Here is a 21,207-nt window from a genome sequence, read left to right on the forward strand (position 1 = left end):
CGGCGGCTGGTCAGCCGGACAGGGCGTCCTCGTCGACGATGTGCATGGCAGCCTCCTCGGCGGAGGCCGCCGCGCCGTCGATGCCGACGTCCCGGGCCACCAGGGCGCTCTCCTCGTCCTCGTGTGCGCCCTCGTCCGGTGCCACGAGACGGCCGGAGCGGACGGCTCCGACCTCGTTGTCCAGGAGTTCGCCGTCGGTTCCCTCGCAGTCACCGATGCCGTCGCTGTCGGGCGTCACGAGGTCCGGCAGCTCCTCGGCGAGCCGCTGGTCCAGGGTCTCCCCGTGCTGCCGCTCCGCCGCCGTCACATCGGGACGCTCCACCGCCCATGGTCGGTCCGGAGGGGACCAGCCCCGGTCGAGGGGGTCGTCGACACCGTCGTCGATCAGGGTGTCCTCCACGTCGAGCAGCCCGGAGTCCTCCTGGATCTCGGATCCGTCGGGCTGGTAGACGTCGTCTCCCCATCCGTCGGCGCTGTTCACGGGTACCTCCAGGTGGGTGGGGACGGGCCCGTTGCTCACCGCGCGGGGCGTCGGGGCGACGTGACGCGGAGCACAGGCTGCGCCCGGGAGGAACCATCGTTCCCACGGCGCTCCCCGAGCCGGTGCCGATATCCAGCCTTCCACCCCTTTTCGGGACTGCGCAACGGCACGGCACCAAGAGGTACGCAGGCAGGGGAGAAGCGGCCTCGTGGGGCGTGTGCGGGTGCCGCGGGGCCGGGTCGTCGTCAGCCGCGCAGCACGGCCGACGACCAGACGTGGCCGTCGTCCGTCACCAGGTCGACGCGGTCGATGGCGCGGGCCGAGCCGTAGGCGATCCAGGTGGCCCGGCCGGAAGGGGGCATCCACCACTGGCCGGCGTCGCGGCTGGAGCCGTCCTTGAAGAGGAGCCGGCAGGTGTAGTGGGTGCCGGGGCGGCCGGCCGTGATCTGCATGACCACGACGTGCTCGCTCCCGGCCCGGCTCGGTTCGACGGTGCCCACCCGTGCCCCCGAGCCGGTGAGCAGCAGGCCCCCGTGATCGCTCGCAGTCACCTGGGCCGGGGCCGACTCGTGGTGCAGGAGCGCGGTGCCGGCCGTGCCCAGGCCCAGTCCGGCCGCGGCGGCCGCGGCGACCAGCAGCGGGGTGCGGCGGCGCCGGCGAACGGGCGAGAGGTGGCGCAGTTCCAGGCGGTCGAGGACCCGGGCATCGAAGCCGGGCGGGGCCGTGACCGCAGGAGCCGCGGGCAGCACCCCGTCGACGGCCGCAGACAGGTCGTCGTAGGCCGTACGGCAGGTGGCGCAGACGCTGAGGTGGCGCAGCAGCTCCGCCGGTGCGCCGGGGAGGGTGCCGAGGGCCAGGGCGGTCAGTTCGTCCTCGTCAGGGTGTTCCATCGCGGCTTCCCTCCTTCAGCACGTCACGCAGCCGGCGCAGGCCGGTGCGGATGCGGGTCTTGGCGGTGCCCAGGGGGATGTGCTCGTGCCGGCCCACCTCGGCGGCGGTGCAGCCGCCGAGCACGGCGAGCGCCACCGCCCGGGCCTGCTCGACCGGCAGGGCCCGCAGCCGGTCGAGGGCACGCTCGCTCTCCAGGGCGATCAGGGCCAGCCGCTCCGGGCCGGCGGAGTCGTTCTCGGCCCGCAGCGTCACATCCAGCAGCCGTTCCAGGGTCTCGGCCAGGACGGGAGTGGAGCGGCGCGCCCGCACGGCGTCGATCGCGGCGTTCCGCGTGATGGTCAGCAGCCAGGTGAGTACCGAGGCCCGCCGGGGGTCGAAGTTCCCCGCGGCCCGCCAGGCCCGTACGAACACGTCCTGGCTCACGTCCTCGGCGAGCACCGGATCGCGGGTCACCGACAGCGCCAGCCCGTACACCGCGTCCTGGAAGCGGCGCACGAAGGCGACCGCCGCCTGCTCGTCGCCCAGCCCGAATCCGGCGACGAGAGCGGCGTCGTCGACCCGGTCGGCACGTGAGAACAACTCCACACACACAGGTACGCACGGGAGCACCGAAAGGATTGAGTGCAATCCACCCCAATCCCTCCACATCGCTCGCCCGTACTACCTCTGTCGGAAGGGACGGAGAGATCATGAGGCGAAGCAGGATCACCGTGGCGGGCATCGCACTCGCAGGTCTGGCGCTCGCCGGCTGCGGCGGCGGGGGCGGCAGCGCCCGCCCGGCGGCGGCCACGATGAACACCTCGACGATCAGGACCAGCCACTCACCGGTCGGGGACATCCTCGTCGACGGCGGCGGGCGCACGCTGTACCTGTTCACAGCGGACGGCAAGAACAGCAACTCGATGAACTGCGACGCCACGTGCATGAAGCTGTGGCCGCACATGGAGGGCAGCCCGCACGCGGGCGCAGGCGTCGACGCAAACCTGGTCGGCCACACGAAGGCCTCGGGAAAGCCCCAGGTCACCTATGCCGGACACCCTTTGTACTACTACGCCAAGGACCGGAAGGCCGGCGATCTGAAGGGCCAGGGCGTCGACAGGGTCTGGTACGTCCTGAACGCGAAGGGAACCGCCGTCAAGAAGGCGGTACCGACGTCGAACAGCGGCGGTGGTGGTTACGGGTACTGACCCGGTCGGAGGCCGCCGAACGGCAACCTCCGACCGGGCCGGGAACGCTCACCCGTGCCAGGACCGCCACAGCGCCGCATACGCCCCCTGCGCCGCGACCAGCTCCTCGTGGCTGCCGAGCTCGCTGATGCGGCCGTTCTCGACGACGGCGATCACATCGGCGTCATGGGCGGTGTGCAGCCGGTGGGCGATGGCGACCACCGTGCGGCCGTCGAGGACGCGGGCGAGGGAGCGCTCCAGGTGGCGTGCCGCACGCGGGTCCAGCAGCGAGGTCGCCTCGTCCAGGACCAACGTGTGCGGGTCCGCCAGCACCAGCCGAGCCAGCGCGATCTGCTGGGCCTGGGCCGGGGTGAGCGCCAGCCCGCCCGAGCCGACCTCGGTGTCCAGACCGTCGTCCAGTGCACGCGCCCATCCCTCGGCGTCGACCGCGCCCAGGGCCGCCCACAGCTCGGCGTCCACCGCGCTCGTGCGGGCCAGCAGCAGGTTGTCGCGCAGGGAGCCCACGAAGACGTGGTGCTCCTGGTTGACCAGGGCCACATGGGAGCGCACTCGCTCGGCGGGCATCCGGGACAGCTCGGCACCCCCGAGGGTGATGCGGCCCTCCCGCGGCGCGTAGATACCGGCGAGCAGCCTGCCCAGCGTGGACTTGCCCGCGCCCGAGGGGCCCACCAGCGCCAGCCGGGTGCCGGGCGCGACCTCCAGCGACACCTTGCGCAGCACGTCCACGCCCTCGCGGTAGCCGAAGTGCACCCGGTCCGCGTGCACCTCGCGCCCGTCCGGGGCCAGCGAGTCCTCACCGGCATCGGGCTCGATGTCCCGCACGCCGACCAGCCGGGCCAGGGACACCTGGGCCACCTGCAGCTCGTCGTACCAGCGCAGGATCAGGTTCACCGGGTCGACGAGCATCTGCGCGATCAGCGCGCCCGTCGTCAGCTGGCCCACCCCGATCCAGCCCTCCAGGACGAACACTCCGCCGATCATCAGGACCGAAGCGAGGACCGTCACATGGGTGAGGTTGATGACGGGGAAGAGCACGGACCGCAGCCAGAGCGTGTAGTTCTCCCACGCGGTCCATTCCCGCACTCGGCGCTCGGAGAGTGCGATCCGGCGCTCGCCGAGGCGGTGGGCCTCCACGGTGCGCCCGGCGTCGACCGTCTCCGCCAGAGCGGCGGCCACGGCCGCGTACCCGGCGGCCTCCGAACGGTAGCCGGACGGCGCCCGCTTGAAGTACCAGCGGCAGCCCGCCACCAGCAGCGGTACGGCCACCAGCACGGCGGGCGCGAGCGGCGGCACCGTCACGACCAGGCCGCCGAGCAGCAGCACCGCCCACACCACGCCGATCGCCAGCTGCGGCACCGCCTCGCGCATCGCGTTGGCGAGCCGGTCGATGTCCGTCGTGATCCGGGACAGGAGGTCGCCCGTGCCGGCCCGTTCCAGGACGCCCGGCGGCAGCCCGACCGACCGTACGAGGAAGTCCTCCCGCAGATCGGCCAGCATCCGCTCGCCGAGCATCGCCCCGCGCAGCCGCACCTGCCGCACGAAGACGGCCTGGACGAGCAGCGCCAGCACGAACAGCGACACGGTGAGCGGCAGATGAAGTTCCCGTGCGCCGTCCGACACCCGCTCGACCAGGTCGCCCAGCAGCCACGGGCCCACCATCGAGGCGAGCACGGCCGCCGTGTTTACGGCGATCAGGACCAGGAAGGCACGGCGATGCCGGCGGAACAGCTCGGCCACATAGGCGCGTACGGTCGCGGCGGCGCCGACGGGCAAGGTGTGCGCCGTCGTCGGGGCCGCCGGGTCGTACGCCGGTGGCGCCACGCCGATCATGCTGTCTCCTCGATCTCTTCCAGTTCTTTGAGAACGTCGTCGTCTTCGAGTACGCCGCTCAGGGCGGCCTCTTCCTCGGTCTCCCGGGTCACCACGGCCCGGTAGCGGGGTTCCGTGTGCACCAGTTCGCGGTGCACGCCGACCGCGGCGACCTCGCCCTCGTGGACCAGCACGACCCGGTCCGCGTGGTCCAGGAGCAGCGGCGAGGAGGTGAACACCACCGTCGTGCGCCCCTCCCGAAGCGCGCGCACCCCTTCCGCGATCCGTGCCTCGGTGTGCGAGTCGACGGCCGAGGTCGGCTCGTCCAGGACGAGCACCTCCGGGTCGGTGATCAGCGAGCGGGCCAGCGCGAGCCGCTGTCGCTGCCCGCCGGACAGCGACCGTCCGCGTTCGGTGATCCGTGTGTCCATCGGGTCGGCGGCGTCCAACGACCCCTGGGCGAGCGCCTCCAGGACGTCCCCGCACTGCGCGGCCGCCAGCGCCTCGCGCGCCGCGACGTGACCCGAAGCGGGCACGTCGAGCAGCTCGCGCAGCGAACCGGACAGCAGCACCGGGTCCTTGTCCTGGACGAGGACCGCTTCACGCGCGGTGTCCAGCGGCAGCTCGTCGAGGGGTACGCCGCCCAGCAGGACGGAGGTGCCCTGCTCGGCGGGGTGTCCGCCCAGCCGTTCGGCGAGCAGGCCCGCCGCGTCCGGGTCGCCGCACACCACGGCGGTCAGCCGGCTCGCCGGGGCGAGCAGACCGGTCACCGGGTCGTACAGGTCCCCCGAGGGGACGTCGGCCGTGCGTGAGCCCTCGGTGTCCGTGGCCCGTTCCAGCGACAGCACGCGCGCCGCCCGTTTGGCGGAGGGCCGCGAGAAGGAGTAGGCCATCGCGATCTCCTCGAAGTGCCTCAAGGGATACGTCAGCACCATCACCGAGCTGTAGACGGTGACCAGCTCTCCGACGGTGATGCGGCCCTGGCGGGCCAGGTGGACGCCGTACCAGACGACCGCGACCATCAGCAGGCCCGGCAGCAGCACCTGGATCGCGGAGATCAGGGACCACATGCGGGCGCTGCGCACGGCCGCGTGCCGGACCTCCTGGGAGGCGCTGCGGTAGCGGTCGAGGAACAGCTCCTCGCCGCCGATGCCGCGCAGCACGCGCAGCCCGGCGACGGTGTCCGAGGCCAGTTCGGTGGCCCGTCCCGCCTTCTCGCGCTGGAAGTCGGCCCGCCGGGTCGCCCGTGGCAGCAGCGGCAGCACCGCGATCGCCAGCAGGGGCAGGCCCGCCGCGACGACCACGCCGAGCGCCGGCTGGTAGACGAGCAGGGCGACGCAGACCAGCACGACGGTCAGGGCCGCCGCGGTGAACCGGGAGACGGCCTCCACGAACCAGCCGATCTTCTCGACGTCACCGGTGGAGACGGCCACGACCTCGCCGGCCGCGACGCGCCGCGTCAGCGCCGAGCCCAGCACCGCCGCCTTGCGGGCGAGCAGCTGCTGGACGCGGGCGGCGGCCGTGATCCAGTTGGTGACCGCGGCACGGTGCAGGAACGTGTCACCGAGTGCGGTGCCGAAGCCGGCCAGCGCCAACAGGGCGCCCGCCAGGGCGAGCCGGGTCCCCGAGCGGTCGACGACGGCCTGGATGGCCGTGCCGACGCAGAACGGCAGCGCGGAGACCGACACGAAGTGCAGCAGGCCCCAGGCCAGCGACTTGAACTGACCGCCCAGTTGATTACGGCCCAGCCACCACAGGAATCGGGGACCGGAGCGTGCGTCCGGCACACCCGGGTCGGGATACGGAAGGTCTTGAATCTGCATGACGACTGACGTCCCAGTGGCTCGTGTCAGGAGGTGGGGGGAGCCGCGAACGGCGGCAGCAAACCGTGACAGGTTCGCGTCGCAGCGTGGTCGAAGGCAAACGGTTTTCCGTGGGTCCGTACAGAATGGGTCGATGCGAAAGATCGGTACGCCGCGTGCGGCGGTCGCGGTGGCGGCCCTGGGAACCCTTCTGACGGCCCTGACCGCGTGCGGCGGCGCGCACGACAGCGGTACCGCTCAGACAGGGGCCGCGGGCAACACGGCCGCCCCGCGCGCGCGTACCGCCGAGGGCACCCGCATCCCCGGCATCGGCGACCGCCTGCGCCGGCGGATTCCCCGCAACTCCCGCCAGGTCGTGGCGGTCTACGGGGCGGGCAGGGAGTCCGCGGACTCCACCGTCGTGCTGTACACGAAGCACGGCTCGACCTGGGAGCGGTCCCGCGGCTGGTCGGCGCACAACGGCAAGAAGGGCTGGACCGCCGACCACCACGAGGGCGACCGGCGCAGCCCCGTCGGCGTGTTCACCCTCACCGACGCGGGCGGCGTCCTGCCCGACCCAGGCACCCGGCTCCCGTACACCCGCGACGCGTCCTTCGCGGCCCCGCGCCGCTGGGCCGCCTCGCACTGGCACGACTTCGACTACGTCATCGCCATCGACTACAACCGCGTCAAGGGCACCGCGCCCAACGACCCGACCCGCCCCGAGGGCGACGCGAAGGGCGGCAGCATCTGGCTGCACATGGACCACGGCAGCGGGACGTCGGCCTGCGTCAGCCTGTCCAAGGCGGCGATGGAGTACCTGCTGCGCACGCTCGACCCGGACCGGCATCCCGTGGTGGTGATGGGGGACAGGGCGGACCTGGAGGCGTAGCACCTTTGACGGAGGCCTCATTGCCACGAGGCGCCAACTCCCCGTAGAACACGGGCCATGAAGAGACGGATCGTCATGTCCATGCTCGCGGGAGCGACCCTCCTGGCGAGCACCCTCCTCGGGGTGGGGCCGGCCGGCGCCGCCGACGCGCCCGCCGAGTTCGGCACCGACTGGCACGACCCGGTGACGGCGGCTCCGCCCGCCGGCGGACCGGCCGGCAAGTCCTGCCAAGTGACCCTCGCCGAGGCGCAGTTCAAGGACTTCACCCCCTACAGGGGAACGTACACACCACCCAAGGGTTGTGGCGACCGCTGGAGCAAGGTGGTGCTGCGCCTCGACGGCAAGGTCAAGGGGCGGCAGTTCGACCGGCTCGGCTATCTGCACGTCGGCGGGGTCGAGATCCTGCGCACCTCCACCCCCGAACCCTCACCCGACGGCATCGCGTGGTCCGTCGAGAAGGACGTCACGCGCTACAGCGACACCTTCCGCAGCGGCCAGGACGTCGAGATGCTCATCGGGAACGTCGTCGACGACACCTACACCGGCGTGCTCGACGTCAAGGTCACGCTCACCTTCTACCCGGGCAGTCCGGCCGCCGCGCCCGCGGACAAGGTCCTCATCCTCGGCGACGGCAACACCCTCACCACCCCGCGCAACAGCGAACGCATCCTCGCCGAGGTGTACGCCACCGGATCGGGCGGCGGCTGCGAGGAGTTCTGGTACCTGGCGGTGCCCGACAAGGCGCCGTACTCCTGTCAGGCCGACGGCGGCCCGTACCGCGAGGTGCAGATCAAGGTCGACGGCCAACTGGCCGGAATCGCCGCACCTTTCCCGCACGTGTGGACCGGGGGCTGGTCCAACCCCTTCCTCTGGTACGTCGTTCCGGCACCGCGCGCCTTCGACGTCAAGCCGATCGAATACGACCTGACACCCTTCGCGGGGCTGCTCAACGACGGCCGCCCGCACCAGGTCGACGTCTCGGTGGTGGGCGTGCCCGAGGGGCAGAGCGGCTGGAGCGCGCCGGTCGACGTGCTCGTCTGGCAGGACGCCGGGCGGACGCACGTGCCCGGGAAGCTCACCGCGGACCGGGCGGGTGACCTCGCGAACTCCTCGACGTATACGGCCGGTTCACCGGAGCGGGTGGACACGAGGGCCGGTCACCGGCTGACCGTCTCCGGATACCTCGACACCTCGCACGGGCGCGTGACCACCACGGTCAGCCGCACGCTCGCCACCACCTCCACCCACCGGTGGACCGACGGCGAGAACATGGACGGCCTCGACGCCACCTGGAGCGACGACGAGTCCGTCACCGTCGACGGGCGCGGGCCGGCCCGAACGACGCTCACCCACCGCACGTACACGATGAACGGCTCGACCACGATCGGCGACGACGCACGGCTGCGCACCGTGCTGACGCTCGGCGACCGTGCCGCCGTCGTCGAGTGGCGCGGCGGCCGGCGCACGGGCTGGTCGCGGCTGGACGACACGGTCGGCGGTGACGCCACCTACACGACAGGCGTCCCGCGCGACCAGCGGCACGCGGTCGGCACGACGAGCGAGCGGTATCGGCTGTACGGCTCGGCGGGCTGCTACGACCGCTCCCTGACGACCGTTCAGGGGGTGCTCACGGAGGAACGGGACGGCTGCTGAGGCCAGTTGTGTGCGATGCGTCACACGGTGCGTGATTTACATGTCCGCAACACAGAGGTTGCGGGCTGGATCATCCGGAGCGCGAAAGTGATCGTCACGGAAGCCGCTTTCCGTATCGCAGAAGTCTCCCCGGCTTCTGTGCGTTGACGTCCCCACTAGGAGTGCCCGTGCCGCCGTCCGTCCCGTCCGCCCCGCGACGCGTCGCACGCATACTGCGTACCTCTCTGTTCGTGCAGGTCCTCTGCGCGCTCGTCCTCGGAATCGCCGTCGGGAAGCTGTGGCCAGGCTTCGCCGCGGATCTCCAGCCGCTCGGCGACGGTTTCACCCGGCTCATCAAGACGATCATCTCGCCGCTGGTGTTCTGCGTGGTCGTCGTCGGCATCGCCAAGGCCGGTGACCTCAAGGCCTTCGGCCGGATCGGGCTCAAGGCCCTGATCTGGTTCGAGGTCGCCAGCACCGCGGCGCTGATCATCGGCCTGGTCGCCGCCAACGTTGTCCAGCCCGGCTCCGGCATGCACGTCGACCCGTCCACCCTGAGCACCAAGGCGGTCGACGCCAAGACGGGCGGCGGCGCGCTGCCTTCGACGACCGAGTTCATCGTCAACGCGCTGCCCACCAGTTTCATCGGCGCCTTCGCCGAGAACTCCCTGCTCCAGGTGCTCATCCTGGCCTGCCTGGTGGGCGCCGCACTGCTGCACCTCGGCCACACCAAGGTGCCCCAGGTGCTGCCCGCCGTCGAGCAGGCCCAGGAGATCATCTTCGCGATCGTCGGCTTCGTGATGCGGCTGGCTCCGATCGCGGTGTTCGGCGCGATGGCCGTTCTGATCGGCCAGTACGGGCTCCGAGTGATCGAGACCTATGCCAAGCTGATCATCCTGTGCTACCTCGCCGCGGCGCTGTTCATCGCTCTGCTCGCCGTCGCCCTGCGCGTGGTCACCGGGCTGAGCCTGTGGAAGTTCCTGCGCTACATCCGCGAGGAGATGCTCCTCGCTCTCGGCACCGCGTCCACCGAGTCCGTCATGCCGCGGGTGATGCAGAAGCTGCGCAGGGCCGGCGCCCGTGACGACGCGGTGGGCCTGGTGCTGCCCACCGGCTACTCCTTCAACCTCGACGGTGCCTCGCTCTACCTCTCCATCGGCACGCTGTTCATCGCCCAGGCCGTCGGTGTCGATCTCAGCCTGAGCCAGCAGATCACCGTCGTCCTGGTGCTGATGCTGACCAGCAAGGGCATGGCGGGCATCCCCGGCTCCGCCTTCCTCGCCCTGTCCGCGACCGCCTCCTCGCTGGGGGCCATCCCCGCCGGAGCGGTGGCGCTGCTGCTGGGCGTGGACCGGATCATGGACTCGATGCGGGTGGTGACGAACCTGCTCGGCAACTGCGTCGCGGTGTTCGCCGTCTCCCGCTGGGAGGGGGCGTTGGACGTGGATCGGGCGAAGCGGGTGCTGGACGGCGAGGCCGTCGCCGAAGCGGAGGATGTGCCGGAGGCGGCGGTACCGGTCGCCCAGTAGCTCGGGGCTTGTCCTTTCGCGGGCGGCTTCAGGTGATGCGTGGCCGGCCGCGCAGTTCCCCGCGCCCCTCAAGGGGCGCGGGGCTGTATCCATGTGCGGCTCCGCCGCGTGGGCGCGATCAACCCCCACGAGCCCGCAGCCGCCCGCGAACCGTGTGCCCCCTACCCGCAGCGCCTCTCAGGCACCCCGTCCAACAACGTGTCCAGCAGTCCGCCAAGGACAATGCGCTGATCGTCGCTCAGCGGAGCGAGGATCTCCTCGGCGGCCGAGCGGCGAGCGCCGCGCAATTCGCTCAGCGCCTTCCGCCCGTCGTCCGTGAGTTCGATCCGGATCACCCGGCGGTTGCTCGGGTCGGGGACCCGGCGCACCTTGCCGCTTGCCTCCAGTCCGTCGACCAGTGTGGTCACGGCCCGGGGGACCACCTCGAGGCGCTCGGCCAGATCGGCCATGCGCGGTGGTGAGCTCCAGTGCGCCAGCGTGCGCAGCAGCCGGGACTGGGCCGGGGTGACGCCCAGGCCGCACTGCTCGATGTGCCGCTTCTGGATGCGGTGCACACGGCGGGTGAACCGCAGCAGCTGCTCGGCGAGCAGGCTGTCGGAATCGGGGGTGGCCATACGGGAACAATATCAGGACGTAATTCATTGTGAGCATAGGTAACAATGAGCTAGGCTCCGCCAGTCTTCGTCACCTCACTCCCTAGGAGTCCATTGCATCCCGATCGAGAACCCCGCTGGACACCGCCGGCCGATGCCAAGGAGCAGCCCCGGCAGGTGCGCCGCATCCTGCGGCTCTTCCGCCCCTACCGCGCCCGCCTGGCCGTGGTCGGCCTGCTGGTCGGCGCCGCCTCGCTGGTCTCCGTCGCCACGCCCTTCCTGCTGAAGGCCGTCCTCGACGTCGCGATCCCCCAGGGCCGCACCGGCCTGCTCAGCCTGCTCGCGCTCGGCATGATCCTCAGTGCCGTCCTCACCAGCGTCTTCGGCGTGCTGCAGACGCTGATCTCGACCACGGTCGGCCAGCGCGTCATGCACGACCTGCGCACCGCCGTCTACGGCCGGCTCCAGCGCATGTCGCTCGCGTTCTTCACGCGCACACGTACCGGCGAGGTCCAGTCCCGCATAGCCAACGACATCGGCGGCATGCAGGCCACCGTCACCTCCACCGCCACCTCCCTGGTCTCCAACCTGACCAGTGTGGTCGCCACGATCGTCGCGATGATCGCCCTCGACTGGCGCCTGACCGTCGTCTCGTTGCTGCTGCTCCCGGTCTTCGTGTGGATCAGCCGTCGCGTCGGCAGGGAACGCAAGAAGATCACCACCGAGCGCCAGAAGCAGATGGCCGCCATGGCCGCCACGGTCACCGAGTCGCTCTCCGTCAGCGGCATCCTGCTGGGCCGCACCATGGGCCGCTCCGACTCGCTGACGAGGTCCTTCGCCGAGGAGTCCGAGGAACTGGTCGACCTCGAGGTCAGGTCGAACATGTCCGGCCGCTGGCGGATGGCCGTCATCACGATCGTCATGGCCGCCATGCCGGCCGTCATCTACTGGACCGCGGGCATCGCCCTCCAGACGGGCGGCCCCGGCATCTCCATCGGCACCATCGTCGCCTTCGTCTCGCTCCAGCAGGGCCTGTTCCGCCCCGCGGTGAGCCTGCTGTCGACCGGCGTGCAGATCCAGAGCTCCCTCGCGCTCTTCCAGCGCATCTTCGAATACCTCGACCTGCCGATCGACATCACGGAGCGGGAGAACCCGGTCCACCTCGACCGGATCAAGGGCGAGGTCCGCTTCGAGGGCGTCGAGTTCCGCTACGACGACAAGAGCGGCCCCACCCTCGACGGCATCGACGTGATCGTCCCCGCCGGCAGCAGCCTCGCGGTCGTCGGCCCCACCGGCGCCGGAAAGTCGACGCTCGGCTATCTCGTGCCGCGGCTCTACGACGTCAGCGGCGGCCGCGTCACCCTCGACGGAGTCGATGTCCGCGACCTGGACTTCGACACCCTCGCGCGCGCGGTCGGCGTCGTCTCCCAGGAGACGTACCTCTTCCACGCCTCGGTGGCCGAGAACCTGCGCTTCGCCAAGCCGGACGCCAGCGACGAGGAACTGCACGCGGCGGCCAGGGCGGCGCAGATCCACGAGCACATCGCGGCGCTCCCCGACGGGTACGACACCGTCGTCGGCGAGCGCGGCCACCGCTTCTCCGGCGGCGAGAAGCAGCGCCTGGCGATAGCCCGCACCATCCTGCGCGACCCGCCGGTGCTGATCCTCGACGAGGCGACCAGCGCCCTGGACAACCGCACCGAGGCGGCCGTCCAGGAGGCCATCGACGCCCTGTCGGCCAACCGCACCACGCTCACCATCGCGCACCGCCTGTCCACCGTCCGAGGCGCCGACCAGATCGTGGTCCTCGATTCCGGCCGTGTCGCCGAACGGGGCACCCACGAAGAACTGCTGGAACAGGACGGGCGGTATGCGGCCCTCGTACGCCGGGATGCCCAACTGGAACCGACAGGCTGAAGATCTGTCGGGTTTATGGTGATATGCGGGTTACCGTGCCCGCATGCATCAGAACACTCCGCCACGGGGCACGATTCGACTGACGCGCCGGGGCCGACTCGTCCTCATCCTCCTCGCGACCGGGGCCGTCGTGGCCGTCGCCGCCGTGGTGGTGCCGCTGCTGACCGTGCGGCACGGCGTGCAGGAGGCCAAGCCCGCCTCCCTGGTGATCCCGGAGGGCTGGCGGGCGAGTCAGGTCTACGGGGCCGTCGACAAGGCCCTCGCCCTGCCCGCCGGCAGCACCGAGAAGGCGCTCGCGAAGGCCCACCTGAAGCTGCCGAGGGACGCCGCGGGCAACCCTGAGGGCTACCTCTTCCCGGCGACCTACCCCATCACGAAGAAGACGACGCCCGAGTCGCTGCTGTCGTTCATGGTCAACACCGCCAACAAGAAGTTCAACGGCGCCCCCATCTCAGCAGGCGCACAGCGCAACGCGATGAACGTCTACCAGACGGTCACCGTCGCGAGCATCGTGCAGGCCGAGGCCGCCTCGAAGGCCGACATGGGCAAGGTGGCGCGGGTCATCTTCAACCGGCTCGAGCGCGGGATGCCGCTGCAGATGGACTCCACCCTCAACTACGCCCTCAAGCGCGCCACCCTGAAGACCAGCGCCGACGACACGAAACTGGCCAGCCCCTACAACTCCTACCAGCGCATGGGCCTGCCGCCCACCCCGATCGACAACCCGGGCGAGGAGGCGATGCGCGCCGCGATCAACCCGCCCGCCGGCGACTGGCTGTACTTCGTCACCGTCAAGCCGGGCGACACCCGCTTCACGGCGGACTTCGCCGAGCACCAGCGCAATGTGGCGGAGTTCAACGCCCGGCAGAACGGCTCCGCTCCGCAGGCCCCGCAGAGCAGCCCCGCCCCGCAGGCCCCGCAGAGCAGCCCCGCCCCGCAGACCCCGCAGCACAGCTCCGCCCCGCAGGCCGCGCAGAGTGGCTCCGCCCCGCAGACCCCGCAGAACAGCCCCGCTCCGCAGGCCACGAAGTAGCTCGCGGGGCGGGCGTCAGGCGGCGACGGGCTCGGTCGGCTGCCCGGCCAGCAGTCGCCGGATGTCCCGTACGGCGGCCCGGCCCGCCCGGTTGGCGCCGATGGTGCTGGCCGAGGGTCCGTAGCCGACGAGATGGACCCGCGGATCGGCGACCGCGCGCGTGCCCTCGACGCGGATCCCGCCGCCCGGCTCACGCAGCCGCAGCGGCCGCAGATGCTCGATGGCCGCCCGGAACCCGGTGGCCCACAGGATGACGTCCGCCTCCACCCGCTGCCCGTCGTTCCACTCCACCCCGTCCGGTGTGATCCGGTCGAACATGGGCCGGCGGTCGAGAACCCCGTCCGCGATGCCCTGCCGGACCGCGTCGTTCAGGGGCAGTCCGGTGACCGAGACGACACTCCTCGGCGGCAGCCCCTGGCGCACCCGCTCCTCGACGAGCGCGACGGCCGCCCGCCCCACGTCCTCGGTGAAGGGGCCCTCACGGAAAACCGGCGGCCGCCTGGTCACCCATGTGGTGGCAGCCGCGTACGGGGCGATCTCCAGCAGATGCTGCGTACCCGAGGCACCTCCGCCCACCACGACGACCCGCTGCCCGGCGAACGCCTCGGGCCCGGGATATTGCGCCGTGTGCAACTGCCGCCCCCGGAAGCTCTCCTGACCGGGATAGCGCGGCCAGAACGGCCGGTCCCAGGTGCCGGTCGCGTTGATGAGCGCCCGCGTCGACCAGTCGCCGTCCGAGGTCTCGACGAGCAACCGCCCGCCCACGCCCTCCCGCACGGCATGCACGTCGACGGGCCGGCGGACCGGCAGACCGAAGGTGTGCTCGTACGAGGCGAAGTACTCGGCGATCACCTCGGACGAGGCCCGTGCCGGATCGGCGCCGGTCAGCTCCATGCCCGGCAGCGCATGCATGCCGTGCACCTTGCCGTAGGTCAGTGACGGCCACCGGAACTGCCACGCGCCCCCCGGCCCGGGGGAGTGGTCGAGCACCACGAAGTCGCGCCCCGGCTCGAAACCCGTGCGCCGCAGGTGATAGGCGCTGGACAGACCCGCCTGCCCAGCGCCCACGACGACTACCTCGACCTCGCGCGTGTTGTTCACATTTCTACTAACCGCGCGCACGTCGTGGATCTTCCCACTGCGAGACGCGAGGCCGTGATGTGCCGAACAGCGTGACGTGCTCAGCCCTGGGACACCCGGGCGGGCGTGGTCGAGGCCGGCAGCTTGCCGTTGTAGCGGGTGTCCACGAAGGCGCCGAAGTCGACCTTCTTCGGAATGAGCTTCAAGTCGGTGAAGGCGTCCGCGATCTGCTGCTCGGAGGCGATGAGCGGCTTGTCGACGGCGACCGAGATCCGGGTGGCGTTGGTGCGCCGCACCGAGGCCAGCGCCACCTCGTAGGGCAGACCCGTGTCCTTCGCCCAGACCTTCGCCCACTCCTCCTGGTGGCCGTAGACCCACTCCGTGGCCCGCCGCAGCCGCTCCAGATAGTCCCTGATGGCCGCGGCCTTCTTCTTGTCCTGCAGCGCGCTCGGCGCCGCCACCTGGAAGGTCAGGCCGTTGGTGATGCCGTCGCCGGTGGTGAGGACGCGGCCCTGCTTGCCCTGGAGGATCTGCGAGGTGTACGGGTCCCACACCGCCCACGCGTCCACCTTGCCGGAGGTGAACGCGGCCAGCGCGTCCGCCGGCTGCAGATACTTCACCTTGACGTCGCTCAGACTCAGCCCGGCCGCCTTCAGGGAGGCGAGCAGCTGGTAATTGGCGGAGGAACCCTGCGCCACCGCGACGGACTTGCCCTTGAGGTCCTGGGGCTTCGAGAGCTTCGAGCCGTTCGGTACGAGGATGGCGTCGCCCCTGGAGGTGCCGTGGAAGGCGGCCACGACCGCGATCTTCGAGCCCGCTCCGGCGGCGAAGACCGGCGGGGTGTTGCCGACGCCGCCGATGTCGACGGCCTTGGCGTTGACGGCCTCCAGCAGCGGCGGGCCCGAGGTGAAGGTGGACCACTTGATCTTGTAGTCGAGGTTCTTGAGCTCCCCGGCGGCCTGCAGGATGGCCTCGGAACCGCCCTTCTGGTCACCGACGTTGAGGGTCAGCGACCCCTTGCCGTCGGTGGCCGTCCCCGTGCTCGCGGACGAGTTCCCGCCGCAGGCGGTGAGCAGGAGAGCGAAGGGCAGGAGCAGCGCGGCAGGGGCGAGACGTCGTCGCATGGGTGGATCCGTTCTGTTCAACCGAGTTCGGGGGAGGGGGAGTTCAGGCGGCCTCGGCGGCGGTGTCGACGCCGAGCCGTTCCAGCAGCCCGGCGCGCAGCTCGGCGAACCGGGGGTCGGTGATGTCGCGCGGCCGGTCGAGATCGATCTCCTGCTCGTGCGCGATGACGCCGTCGTCCATCACCAGGACGCGGTCGGCGAGCAGGACCGCCTCCTCGACGTCGTGCGTGACCAGCAGCACCGCGCAGCCCCGGCGCTGCCACAACTCGCCCACCAGCCGCTGCGCCTTGATGCGGGTGAGCGCGTCGAGCGCGCCGAACGGTTCGTCGAGCAGCAGCAGATCGGGTTCGCGGACCAGCGCGCGGGCGAGGGAGGCCCGCTGGGCCTCGCCGCCGGAGAGGGTCTTGGGCCAGGCGTCGGAGCGGTGGCCGAGGCCGACCTCGTCCAGGGCCTGCTCGGCGACGGCGCGTGCGGGCTTTCCCGGCAGGCCGAGCAGCACGTTGCGCCACACCTTCTTCCACGGCATCAGCCGTGGCGCCTGGAAGGCGACGGCCTTGCGGCGCGGCACCAGGACCGTGCCCTCGATCTCGCGGTCGAGGCCCGCCAGGATGCGCAGCAGGGTGGACTTGCCGCAGCCGCTGCGGCCGAGCAGGGCGACGAACTCGCCCGGCCGCACGTCGAGTTGAAGGTCATCGATGACGGCACGGCCGTCGAAGGAGCGGGTCAGCCCCTCGACCCGTACCGCGGTCCACGGGGTCACCGGCCGGTGAACGTCGGTCGCCATTGCAGCAGCAGCCTTTCGAGGGAGCGGACGATGAAGTCGGCCAGCAGGCCGAGGAAGGCGTAGACGATCAGGCAGACAATGATCACGTCGGTGCGAAGGAAGTCCCGTGCCTGCACCATCAGGAAGCCGATGCCCGAGTCGGCGTTGACCTGCTCGGCGAAGACCAGCGCCAGCCAGGCGACGCCCAGGGAGTAGCGCAGCCCGGTCAGCGCGCCGGGCAGGGCCCCCGGCAGTACGACATGCCGGACGAGCCCCCAGCGGGACAGGCCCAGCGACTCCCCGGCCTCGATCAACTGGGCGTCCACACCGCGGATTCCGGCGTACACGTTGAGGTAGAGCGGGAAGGTCACACCGAGCGTGATGATGGCGACCTTCGGGGCCTCGCCGATGCCGAACCAGATGATGAACAGCGGGATCAGACCCACGAACGGCACGGTCCGCAGCATCTGCACCGGCGCGTCCACCAGATCCTCACCGATCCTGAACAGGCCCGAGACCAGGGCGAGTCCGGTGCCGATGGCGGTGCCCAGCAGCAGCCCGAACGCCACGCGCTGCAGCGAGGTGCCGAGGGCGGAGGCCAGCGAACCGTCACCGATCAGATCCCCGACCACCTGGGCTGTCCGGCCGGGCGAGGCGAGGACGTTTGACGCCAACACACCGGTGGAGCTGAGGAGTTGCCACGCCGCGAGCAGCAGAAGGGGGCCCGCGGTACGGCGCAGCCAGCGCGGGACGCGGGTGCCGCGGGAGGAGTCGGGGACGATCGGGGTGAGCTCGATCGACGCCGGGTCGCGGGGGTCTGCCTCGGCCCCCTTTGATCCCGATATAGCGGAAATATCGGGTCCGGAGGAGCCGGGCGGGGCATGGCTGATGCTCATGGGTGCTCCATGGGGAGGAGAGCGTTCGGTGAGGGAGGGGGTACGCGCCTCAGCGCCGCCACGTCACGCGGAGCATGCGGGTACGGCGGAATACGGGCAATGGCGAAGGGGAAAAGGCGTCAGCAGCCGCGGCGACACGCGGCGGAGGCCACCCGCAGCAGGTCGATATGACCGCGCGTGGTGAGCATGGCTGAACGCAACATAGGGCGAAAGTAGCCAGGTGGTCCGTGCACGGTCAATGGCGTCTCGCGGACTGGACCGCCCATATCAATCAGCGAACCGCCGTTGACCTGCGAAACCTGGCGTATGGGTCAGGATGGGGGCATGTCAGATGCCTTCACCACCCGAGTCCTTGACGTCGCCACCGGTTCGACGGAGCAGGTCGTCGACCTGACCCGCGACTGCGAGGCCTTCCTGCGGGAGGCGGCCGCCGGCCGAGACGGCCTCCTCAACGTCTTCGTCCCCCACGCAACTGCCGGAATCGCGATTCTCGAAACGGGCTCCGGCAGCGACGACGACCTCCTCGCCACCCTTCACACCCTGCTCCCCGCCGACGACCGCTGGCAGCACCGCCACGGCAGCCCCGGCCACGGCCGCGACCACGTCCTCCCGGCGCTCGTACCGCCGCATGCGACGCTGCCCGTGGTGGGCGGGCGGCTGGAGTTGGGGACCTGGCAGTCGGTGTGTCTGGTTGACACCAATAAAGACAATCCCCACCGTGAAGTCCGGCTGAGCTTCCTGGGCTGAGCGCTGTCGCGGAGGAAACTCGCCATGTCGTCGACGGAGCGGCAACGCGAGGACGTGCTCCGCCGCGGGGCCTGTCGGGGGCCACATCTCAAGAACAGCCGACGGGCCGACACTGGCACTCGTCGCGCTGACGGCCGCCCCTGGAGCACGTGACACCACAACCGGCCGGCTGACCCGTCCCAGTGGCCGCGGCTGATCCTGACAATTGTCAGGACCGTGTGGTTCCAGGTCTCCCTACAGTTCTGAGCGTCCGCAGGCAGCCCGTCTCGGGCGCCGCGGACCCGGAACACGATCGCTTCCGGCCGCACCGTACTCACCTTCGTCCTTCGGGGGACAGACACATGAAGCGACTGATCAGCCGTACCGCCATGGGCCTCGCGATGACCGCTCTCGCCGTCGGCGGCCTCGCCACCACGGCCCAAGCAAGCCCGGCCGCCGTGGCCAACAGCGGCGACCCGAACCTCACCGACGTCTACATCTGGGCCACCGACGTCAACCTGCGCTCGCAGCCGACCACCGACTCGCCGCGGCTCGCGGTCCGTTCGCACTGGTGGGGAGACGCCGTGTGCCAGAAGCAGGGCCAGACCGTGAGCGACCCGGCCGTCGGCACCAACAACTGGTGGACGGCCGTCATGGAGTTCTCGGGAAGCGACATAGCCTGGGTGAACAACCTGTACATCCAGGGCGGCGAGAAGATCGCCGGAGTCCCGGACTGCTGACGCATCGTTCCCTGTGCACGCCGAAGGGGCGGACCGGAATACCGGCCGCCCCTGTTTGGCGTGTGCTGCGGCTCAGAACCAGCCGGTGTTCACCAGGTCGTGGCCGTCGCACGCAAGCAGGGCGCGCGAGACGCGGCCGTTGAGGTTGTTGCCCATCTGCGTGTAGGCGTAGTTGATGCCGGAGTCGACGGTCTCGGAGACCCAGCCGTCGACCCGGCCCGCGCCGTTGTCGGAGCGCTGCAGTACGGCCGCGCAGCCCGGCCGGGAGTTCTCGATCCGGGCGAACGAGCCGCACTTGTCGGAGTAGAAGTACTTCAGGGCCATGCCCTCGAAGTTCTGGGTGGGCCCGATCTGCCGGAACGTACCCGCGCAGAACGTGGTGGTGGGGTACTGCCCCTCTTGCCCGTAGAGCCCGTAGTCGCCGCCCGAGAACGGCTGGGCCTGGGCGGAGGCCGGAAGGAGCGCCATCACCGCGGCGGCGCCCCCCGCGGCCAGCAGTGTCCTGAGTGATCGGCGGCTCATGAACCCTCTTTCGCGTGTGGTCGGTTGATCCGGTCGTGCGCGGCGACCGGCCGGCCGCCGCGCACTGGTCGTGACCGTACGGGGCGTCACCGCACCGCCGACACCTGACACTTATCAGGGTCGAATCCGCAGGTCGCCCCGCTCTGCCGGAGCCCTGACATCCGTCAGGACCGCCGCCCCGCCCGGACTCCTATCGTGGCGCCGCGGGCCAAGGTCCCGTAGGACAACCCGGGCGATCCAGGGAGGGCAACCATGCGCATGCTCCTGCGCGCCGCCGCCACGCTCGCGGCCGTCGTCACGGTTGCGGCCGTCGTCACGGTTGCGGCACTCACGAGCGGTGCGACGGCACAACCCCGGACGGGCAAGGCGGCCGGGACCGCCGGGACCTTCCAGACCTCCGCGGCCGTCCAGATCCCGCCCGGCGTCACGGCCGGCGTGGCCGTCTTCGACCGGCAGACCGGCACGTTCACCGAACAGGTCAATGAGAGCGCACAGTTCCGGTCCGCCTCGGTCGTCAAGCTCCTGCTGGTCCTGGACTTCCTGTGGGACCGCGGGCCGGACTACACCATCCCCCCGGCCGACCGCGCCCGGCTGGAGCCGATGCTGCGCGGCAGCGACGACGACGCCGCGAACCACTACTGGTCGACGTACGGCGGCCCGGCGATCATCAACCGGATGATCGCCCGGCCCTCGCTCGGTCTGCGCGACACGGCGCCACCGCCCGACGAGTACGCGGACTTCTGGGGCTACACCGCGCTTTCGGCCCGGGACACGGTCTCGATCTACCGGTACATCCTGGACAAGGCTCCCGCCCCCGTCCGTGACTTCATCATGGACAACCTGCGCCGCTCCACTCGCTGCTCCTCCACCGACCACTTCGACCAGCACTTCGGCATCGCCGGGTCGTTCGACCGGCCCTGGGCGGTGAAGCAGGGCTGGTCCGGGGAGTACGCGAAGGGCACGTGCGGCTCTCAGACCCCGTCCTCGGGAACGCCGGCGAAGTCGGCCGCCCGGGCTCCCCGCGCCGCCGCGTCCGTGGACCTCACCCGCCCCGCACTGCACACCACCGGCACGGTCGGGGCGGACGACCGGGCGATCGTGGCCGTGCTGACGCTGCACCCGGTCGGCACCTCGTACGGCAAGGCGTACACCGATGTCGGCCGGCTGACCCGCTCACTGAACGTGCCGGGGGCCAAGTGGCCCGCCGGTACCTGGTTCGGCACCTGGGGCGAGTTCGTGAACGTCCGCAGGAGCCCGGCCACGGACGATGACCCGATGACGCGGCTCCCGGCCGGTGTCGAGGTCCTGGTGGGCTGCCAGACCCGGGGCGAGGTGGTCAGTGTGCCGCCCTACACCAACGAGTGGTGGGCCTATCTGCCCCAGTACGGGGGCTACATCTCCAACATCTACATCAGCTCGCCGGACAACCGGCTGCCGAACGTCCCGGAGTGCGGCTGGCCGCTGCCGTGACGGGAACGGGGGACGAGCGGTGGGGGGGGGGGGGGGGCGCCCCCCCCCCCCCCGGGGGGGGGGGGGGGCGGGCGGCGCCCCCCGCCCAAGAGCAAATTTCTCTACAAAAAAAAGAAGAAC

The 21,207-nt window shown here is 71.0% G+C and carries 21 protein-coding genes; 9 read left to right on the forward strand and 12 right to left on the reverse strand.

The features are described from left to right. Window positions 1–10 precede the first annotated feature (10 nt). The 3 genes from ACWC1K_RS42460 to ACWC1K_RS42470 all read right to left on the reverse strand — a co-directional run bounded on the left by ACWC1K_RS42460 (window position 11) and on the right by ACWC1K_RS42470 (window position 1,957). On the reverse strand, window positions 11–481 hold the full coding sequence (locus ACWC1K_RS42460; protein WP_450838734.1) for a DUF5709 domain-containing protein: 471 nt from the start codon (window positions 479–481) through the stop codon (window positions 11–13). A 245-nt stretch (window positions 482–726) separates the two neighbouring features. Next, window positions 727–1,371 carry a hypothetical protein gene (locus ACWC1K_RS42465; RefSeq protein WP_450838704.1) on the reverse strand — a complete coding sequence of 215 codons (645 nt, stop codon included), beginning with the start codon at window positions 1,369–1,371 and terminating at the stop codon, window positions 727–729. Further along, window positions 1,358–1,957: an RNA polymerase sigma factor gene (locus ACWC1K_RS42470; RefSeq protein WP_450838705.1), complete on the reverse strand. Its 600-nt coding sequence runs from the start codon at window positions 1,955–1,957 to the stop codon at window positions 1,358–1,360. The genes ACWC1K_RS42465 and ACWC1K_RS42470 overlap by 14 nt, the downstream gene beginning before the upstream one ends. Window positions 1,958–2,061: 104 nt before the next feature. Between ACWC1K_RS42470 and ACWC1K_RS42475 the strand changes: the two genes are divergently transcribed. Next, complete coding sequence (locus tag ACWC1K_RS42475) at window positions 2,062–2,559, forward strand: COG4315 family predicted lipoprotein (RefSeq protein ID WP_450838706.1); 498 nt, start codon at window positions 2,062–2,064, stop codon at window positions 2,557–2,559. Window positions 2,560–2,607: 48 nt separating this feature from the next. Here the strand turns inward: ACWC1K_RS42475 and ACWC1K_RS42480 are convergent, their stop codons facing one another. Together ACWC1K_RS42480 and ACWC1K_RS42485 are read right to left on the reverse strand one after the other, a co-directional pair. Then, complete coding sequence (locus ACWC1K_RS42480; RefSeq protein ID WP_450838708.1) at window positions 2,608–4,389, reverse strand: ABC transporter ATP-binding protein; 1,782 nt, start codon at window positions 4,387–4,389, stop codon at window positions 2,608–2,610. Further along, complete coding sequence (locus tag ACWC1K_RS42485) at window positions 4,386–6,191, reverse strand: ABC transporter transmembrane domain-containing protein (RefSeq protein ID WP_450838710.1); 1,806 nt, start codon at window positions 6,189–6,191, stop codon at window positions 4,386–4,388. Before ACWC1K_RS42485 ends, ACWC1K_RS42480 begins: the two co-directional genes overlap by 4 nt. A 133-nt stretch (window positions 6,192–6,324) precedes the next feature. Between ACWC1K_RS42485 and ACWC1K_RS42490 the strand changes: the two genes are divergently transcribed. From ACWC1K_RS42490 to ACWC1K_RS42500, 3 genes are all read left to right on the forward strand, one after another. Beyond that, complete coding sequence (locus tag ACWC1K_RS42490; protein ID WP_450838711.1) at window positions 6,325–7,062, forward strand: L,D-transpeptidase family protein; 738 nt, start codon at window positions 6,325–6,327, stop codon at window positions 7,060–7,062. Window positions 7,063–7,119: 57 nt separating this feature from the next. Next, entirely contained in the window at window positions 7,120–8,715 is a 1,596-nt protein-coding gene (locus ACWC1K_RS42495; protein WP_450838712.1) for a peptide-N4-asparagine amidase, read from the forward strand. Between the two features lie 167 nt (window positions 8,716–8,882). Then, window positions 8,883–10,223: a cation:dicarboxylate symporter family transporter gene (locus ACWC1K_RS42500; RefSeq protein ID WP_450838714.1), complete on the forward strand. Its 1,341-nt coding sequence runs from the start codon at window positions 8,883–8,885 to the stop codon at window positions 10,221–10,223. Between the two features lie 161 nt (window positions 10,224–10,384). Here ACWC1K_RS42500 and ACWC1K_RS42505 read toward each other — a convergent pair whose 3' ends face one another. Next, entirely contained in the window at window positions 10,385–10,837 is a 453-nt protein-coding gene (locus ACWC1K_RS42505; RefSeq protein WP_450838715.1) for a MarR family winged helix-turn-helix transcriptional regulator, read from the reverse strand. A gap of 93 nt (window positions 10,838–10,930) precedes the next feature. Between ACWC1K_RS42505 and ACWC1K_RS42510 the strand changes: the two genes are divergently transcribed. Then, window positions 10,931–12,733: an ABC transporter ATP-binding protein gene (locus ACWC1K_RS42510; RefSeq protein WP_450838717.1), complete on the forward strand. Its 1,803-nt coding sequence runs from the start codon at window positions 10,931–10,933 to the stop codon at window positions 12,731–12,733. A gap of 43 nt (window positions 12,734–12,776) precedes the next feature. Then, window positions 12,777–13,766, forward strand: a complete 990-nt coding sequence (mltG, locus tag ACWC1K_RS42515) for an endolytic transglycosylase MltG (RefSeq protein ID WP_450838718.1) — start codon at window positions 12,777–12,779, stop codon at window positions 13,764–13,766. A gap of 15 nt (window positions 13,767–13,781) precedes the next feature. On the opposite strand, the gene ACWC1K_RS42520 is transcribed toward mltG, so the two are convergent. The 5 genes from ACWC1K_RS42520 to ACWC1K_RS42540 form a co-directional block, all read right to left on the reverse strand. Further along, the gene (locus ACWC1K_RS42520) at window positions 13,782–14,867 is read right to left on the reverse strand and encodes an NAD(P)-binding domain-containing protein (protein WP_450838720.1); all 1,086 of its coding nucleotides are present in this window, start codon (window positions 14,865–14,867) and stop codon (window positions 13,782–13,784) included. Window positions 14,868–14,947: 80 nt separating this feature from the next. Further along, a complete protein-coding gene (locus ACWC1K_RS42525) occupies window positions 14,948–15,970 on the reverse strand; it encodes an ABC transporter substrate-binding protein (protein ID WP_450838721.1) in 1,023 nt (340 codons plus the stop codon). A gap of 43 nt (window positions 15,971–16,013) precedes the next feature. Further along, the gene (locus tag ACWC1K_RS42530; protein WP_450838722.1) at window positions 16,014–16,754 is read right to left on the reverse strand and encodes an ABC transporter ATP-binding protein; all 741 of its coding nucleotides are present in this window, start codon (window positions 16,752–16,754) and stop codon (window positions 16,014–16,016) included. Next, window positions 16,727–17,629, reverse strand: coding sequence for an ABC transporter permease (locus ACWC1K_RS42535; RefSeq protein WP_450838723.1), 903 nt, complete (start codon window positions 17,627–17,629; stop codon window positions 16,727–16,729). The genes ACWC1K_RS42530 and ACWC1K_RS42535 overlap by 28 nt, the downstream gene beginning before the upstream one ends. 119 nt (window positions 17,630–17,748) lie before the next feature. Continuing rightward, a complete protein-coding gene (locus ACWC1K_RS42540; protein WP_450838725.1) occupies window positions 17,749–17,895 on the reverse strand; it encodes a putative leader peptide in 147 nt (48 codons plus the stop codon). 58 nt (window positions 17,896–17,953) lie between these two features. Here ACWC1K_RS42540 and ACWC1K_RS42545 point away from each other — a divergent pair, with 58 nt between their 5' ends. Both ACWC1K_RS42545 and ACWC1K_RS42550 read left to right on the forward strand, forming a co-directional pair. Continuing rightward, window positions 17,954–18,376, forward strand: a complete 423-nt coding sequence (locus ACWC1K_RS42545) for a secondary thiamine-phosphate synthase enzyme YjbQ (RefSeq protein ID WP_450695490.1) — start codon at window positions 17,954–17,956, stop codon at window positions 18,374–18,376. 341 nt (window positions 18,377–18,717) lie between these two features. After that, window positions 18,718–19,095 (forward strand): peptidase M23, encoded by a 378-nt coding sequence (locus tag ACWC1K_RS42550; RefSeq protein WP_450838727.1) that lies wholly within the window; start codon window positions 18,718–18,720, stop codon window positions 19,093–19,095. A 72-nt stretch (window positions 19,096–19,167) separates the two neighbouring features. Here the strand turns inward: ACWC1K_RS42550 and ACWC1K_RS42555 are convergent, their stop codons facing one another. Then, window positions 19,168–19,617, reverse strand: a complete 450-nt coding sequence (locus ACWC1K_RS42555; RefSeq protein ID WP_450838729.1) for a hypothetical protein — start codon at window positions 19,615–19,617, stop codon at window positions 19,168–19,170. Between the two features lie 252 nt (window positions 19,618–19,869). Here ACWC1K_RS42555 and ACWC1K_RS42560 point away from each other — a divergent pair, with 252 nt between their 5' ends. Beyond that, the gene (locus ACWC1K_RS42560) at window positions 19,870–21,087 is read left to right on the forward strand and encodes a hypothetical protein (RefSeq protein ID WP_450838730.1); all 1,218 of its coding nucleotides are present in this window, start codon (window positions 19,870–19,872) and stop codon (window positions 21,085–21,087) included. Window positions 21,088–21,207 lie beyond the last annotated feature (120 nt).

This window comes from Streptomyces sp. NPDC001492 (assembly GCF_053597275.1).

Coding starts and splice junctions, on each gene's coding strand:
- ACWC1K_RS42560 (WP_450838730.1), top strand. CDS start 19,870: ATGCGCATGCTCCTGCGCGCCGCCGCCACGCTCGCGGCCGTCGTCACG.
- ACWC1K_RS42545 (WP_450695490.1), top strand. CDS start 17,954: ATGTCAGATGCCTTCACCACCCGAGTCCTTGACGTCGCCACCGGTTCG.
- ACWC1K_RS42525 (WP_450838721.1), bottom strand. CDS start 15,970: ATGCGACGACGTCTCGCCCCTGCCGCGCTGCTCCTGCCCTTCGCTCTC.
- ACWC1K_RS42465 (WP_450838704.1), bottom strand. CDS start 1,371: ATGGAACACCCTGACGAGGACGAACTGACCGCCCTGGCCCTCGGCACC.
- ACWC1K_RS42485 (WP_450838710.1), bottom strand. CDS start 6,191: ATGCAGATTCAAGACCTTCCGTATCCCGACCCGGGTGTGCCGGACGCA.
- ACWC1K_RS42555 (WP_450838729.1), bottom strand. CDS start 19,617: ATGAGCCGCCGATCACTCAGGACACTGCTGGCCGCGGGGGGCGCCGCC.
- mltG (WP_450838718.1), top strand. CDS start 12,777: ATGCATCAGAACACTCCGCCACGGGGCACGATTCGACTGACGCGCCGG.
- ACWC1K_RS42550 (WP_450838727.1), top strand. CDS start 18,718: ATGAAGCGACTGATCAGCCGTACCGCCATGGGCCTCGCGATGACCGCT.
- ACWC1K_RS42490 (WP_450838711.1), top strand. CDS start 6,325: ATGCGAAAGATCGGTACGCCGCGTGCGGCGGTCGCGGTGGCGGCCCTG.
- ACWC1K_RS42495 (WP_450838712.1), top strand. CDS start 7,120: ATGAAGAGACGGATCGTCATGTCCATGCTCGCGGGAGCGACCCTCCTG.
- ACWC1K_RS42540 (WP_450838725.1), bottom strand. CDS start 17,895: ATGGGCGGTCCAGTCCGCGAGACGCCATTGACCGTGCACGGACCACCT.
- ACWC1K_RS42505 (WP_450838715.1), bottom strand. CDS start 10,837: ATGGCCACCCCCGATTCCGACAGCCTGCTCGCCGAGCAGCTGCTGCGG.
- ACWC1K_RS42530 (WP_450838722.1), bottom strand. CDS start 16,754: ATGGCGACCGACGTTCACCGGCCGGTGACCCCGTGGACCGCGGTACGG.
- ACWC1K_RS42480 (WP_450838708.1), bottom strand. CDS start 4,389: ATGATCGGCGTGGCGCCACCGGCGTACGACCCGGCGGCCCCGACGACG.
- ACWC1K_RS42475 (WP_450838706.1), top strand. CDS start 2,062: ATGAGGCGAAGCAGGATCACCGTGGCGGGCATCGCACTCGCAGGTCTG.
- ACWC1K_RS42535 (WP_450838723.1), bottom strand. CDS start 17,629: ATGAGCATCAGCCATGCCCCGCCCGGCTCCTCCGGACCCGATATTTCC.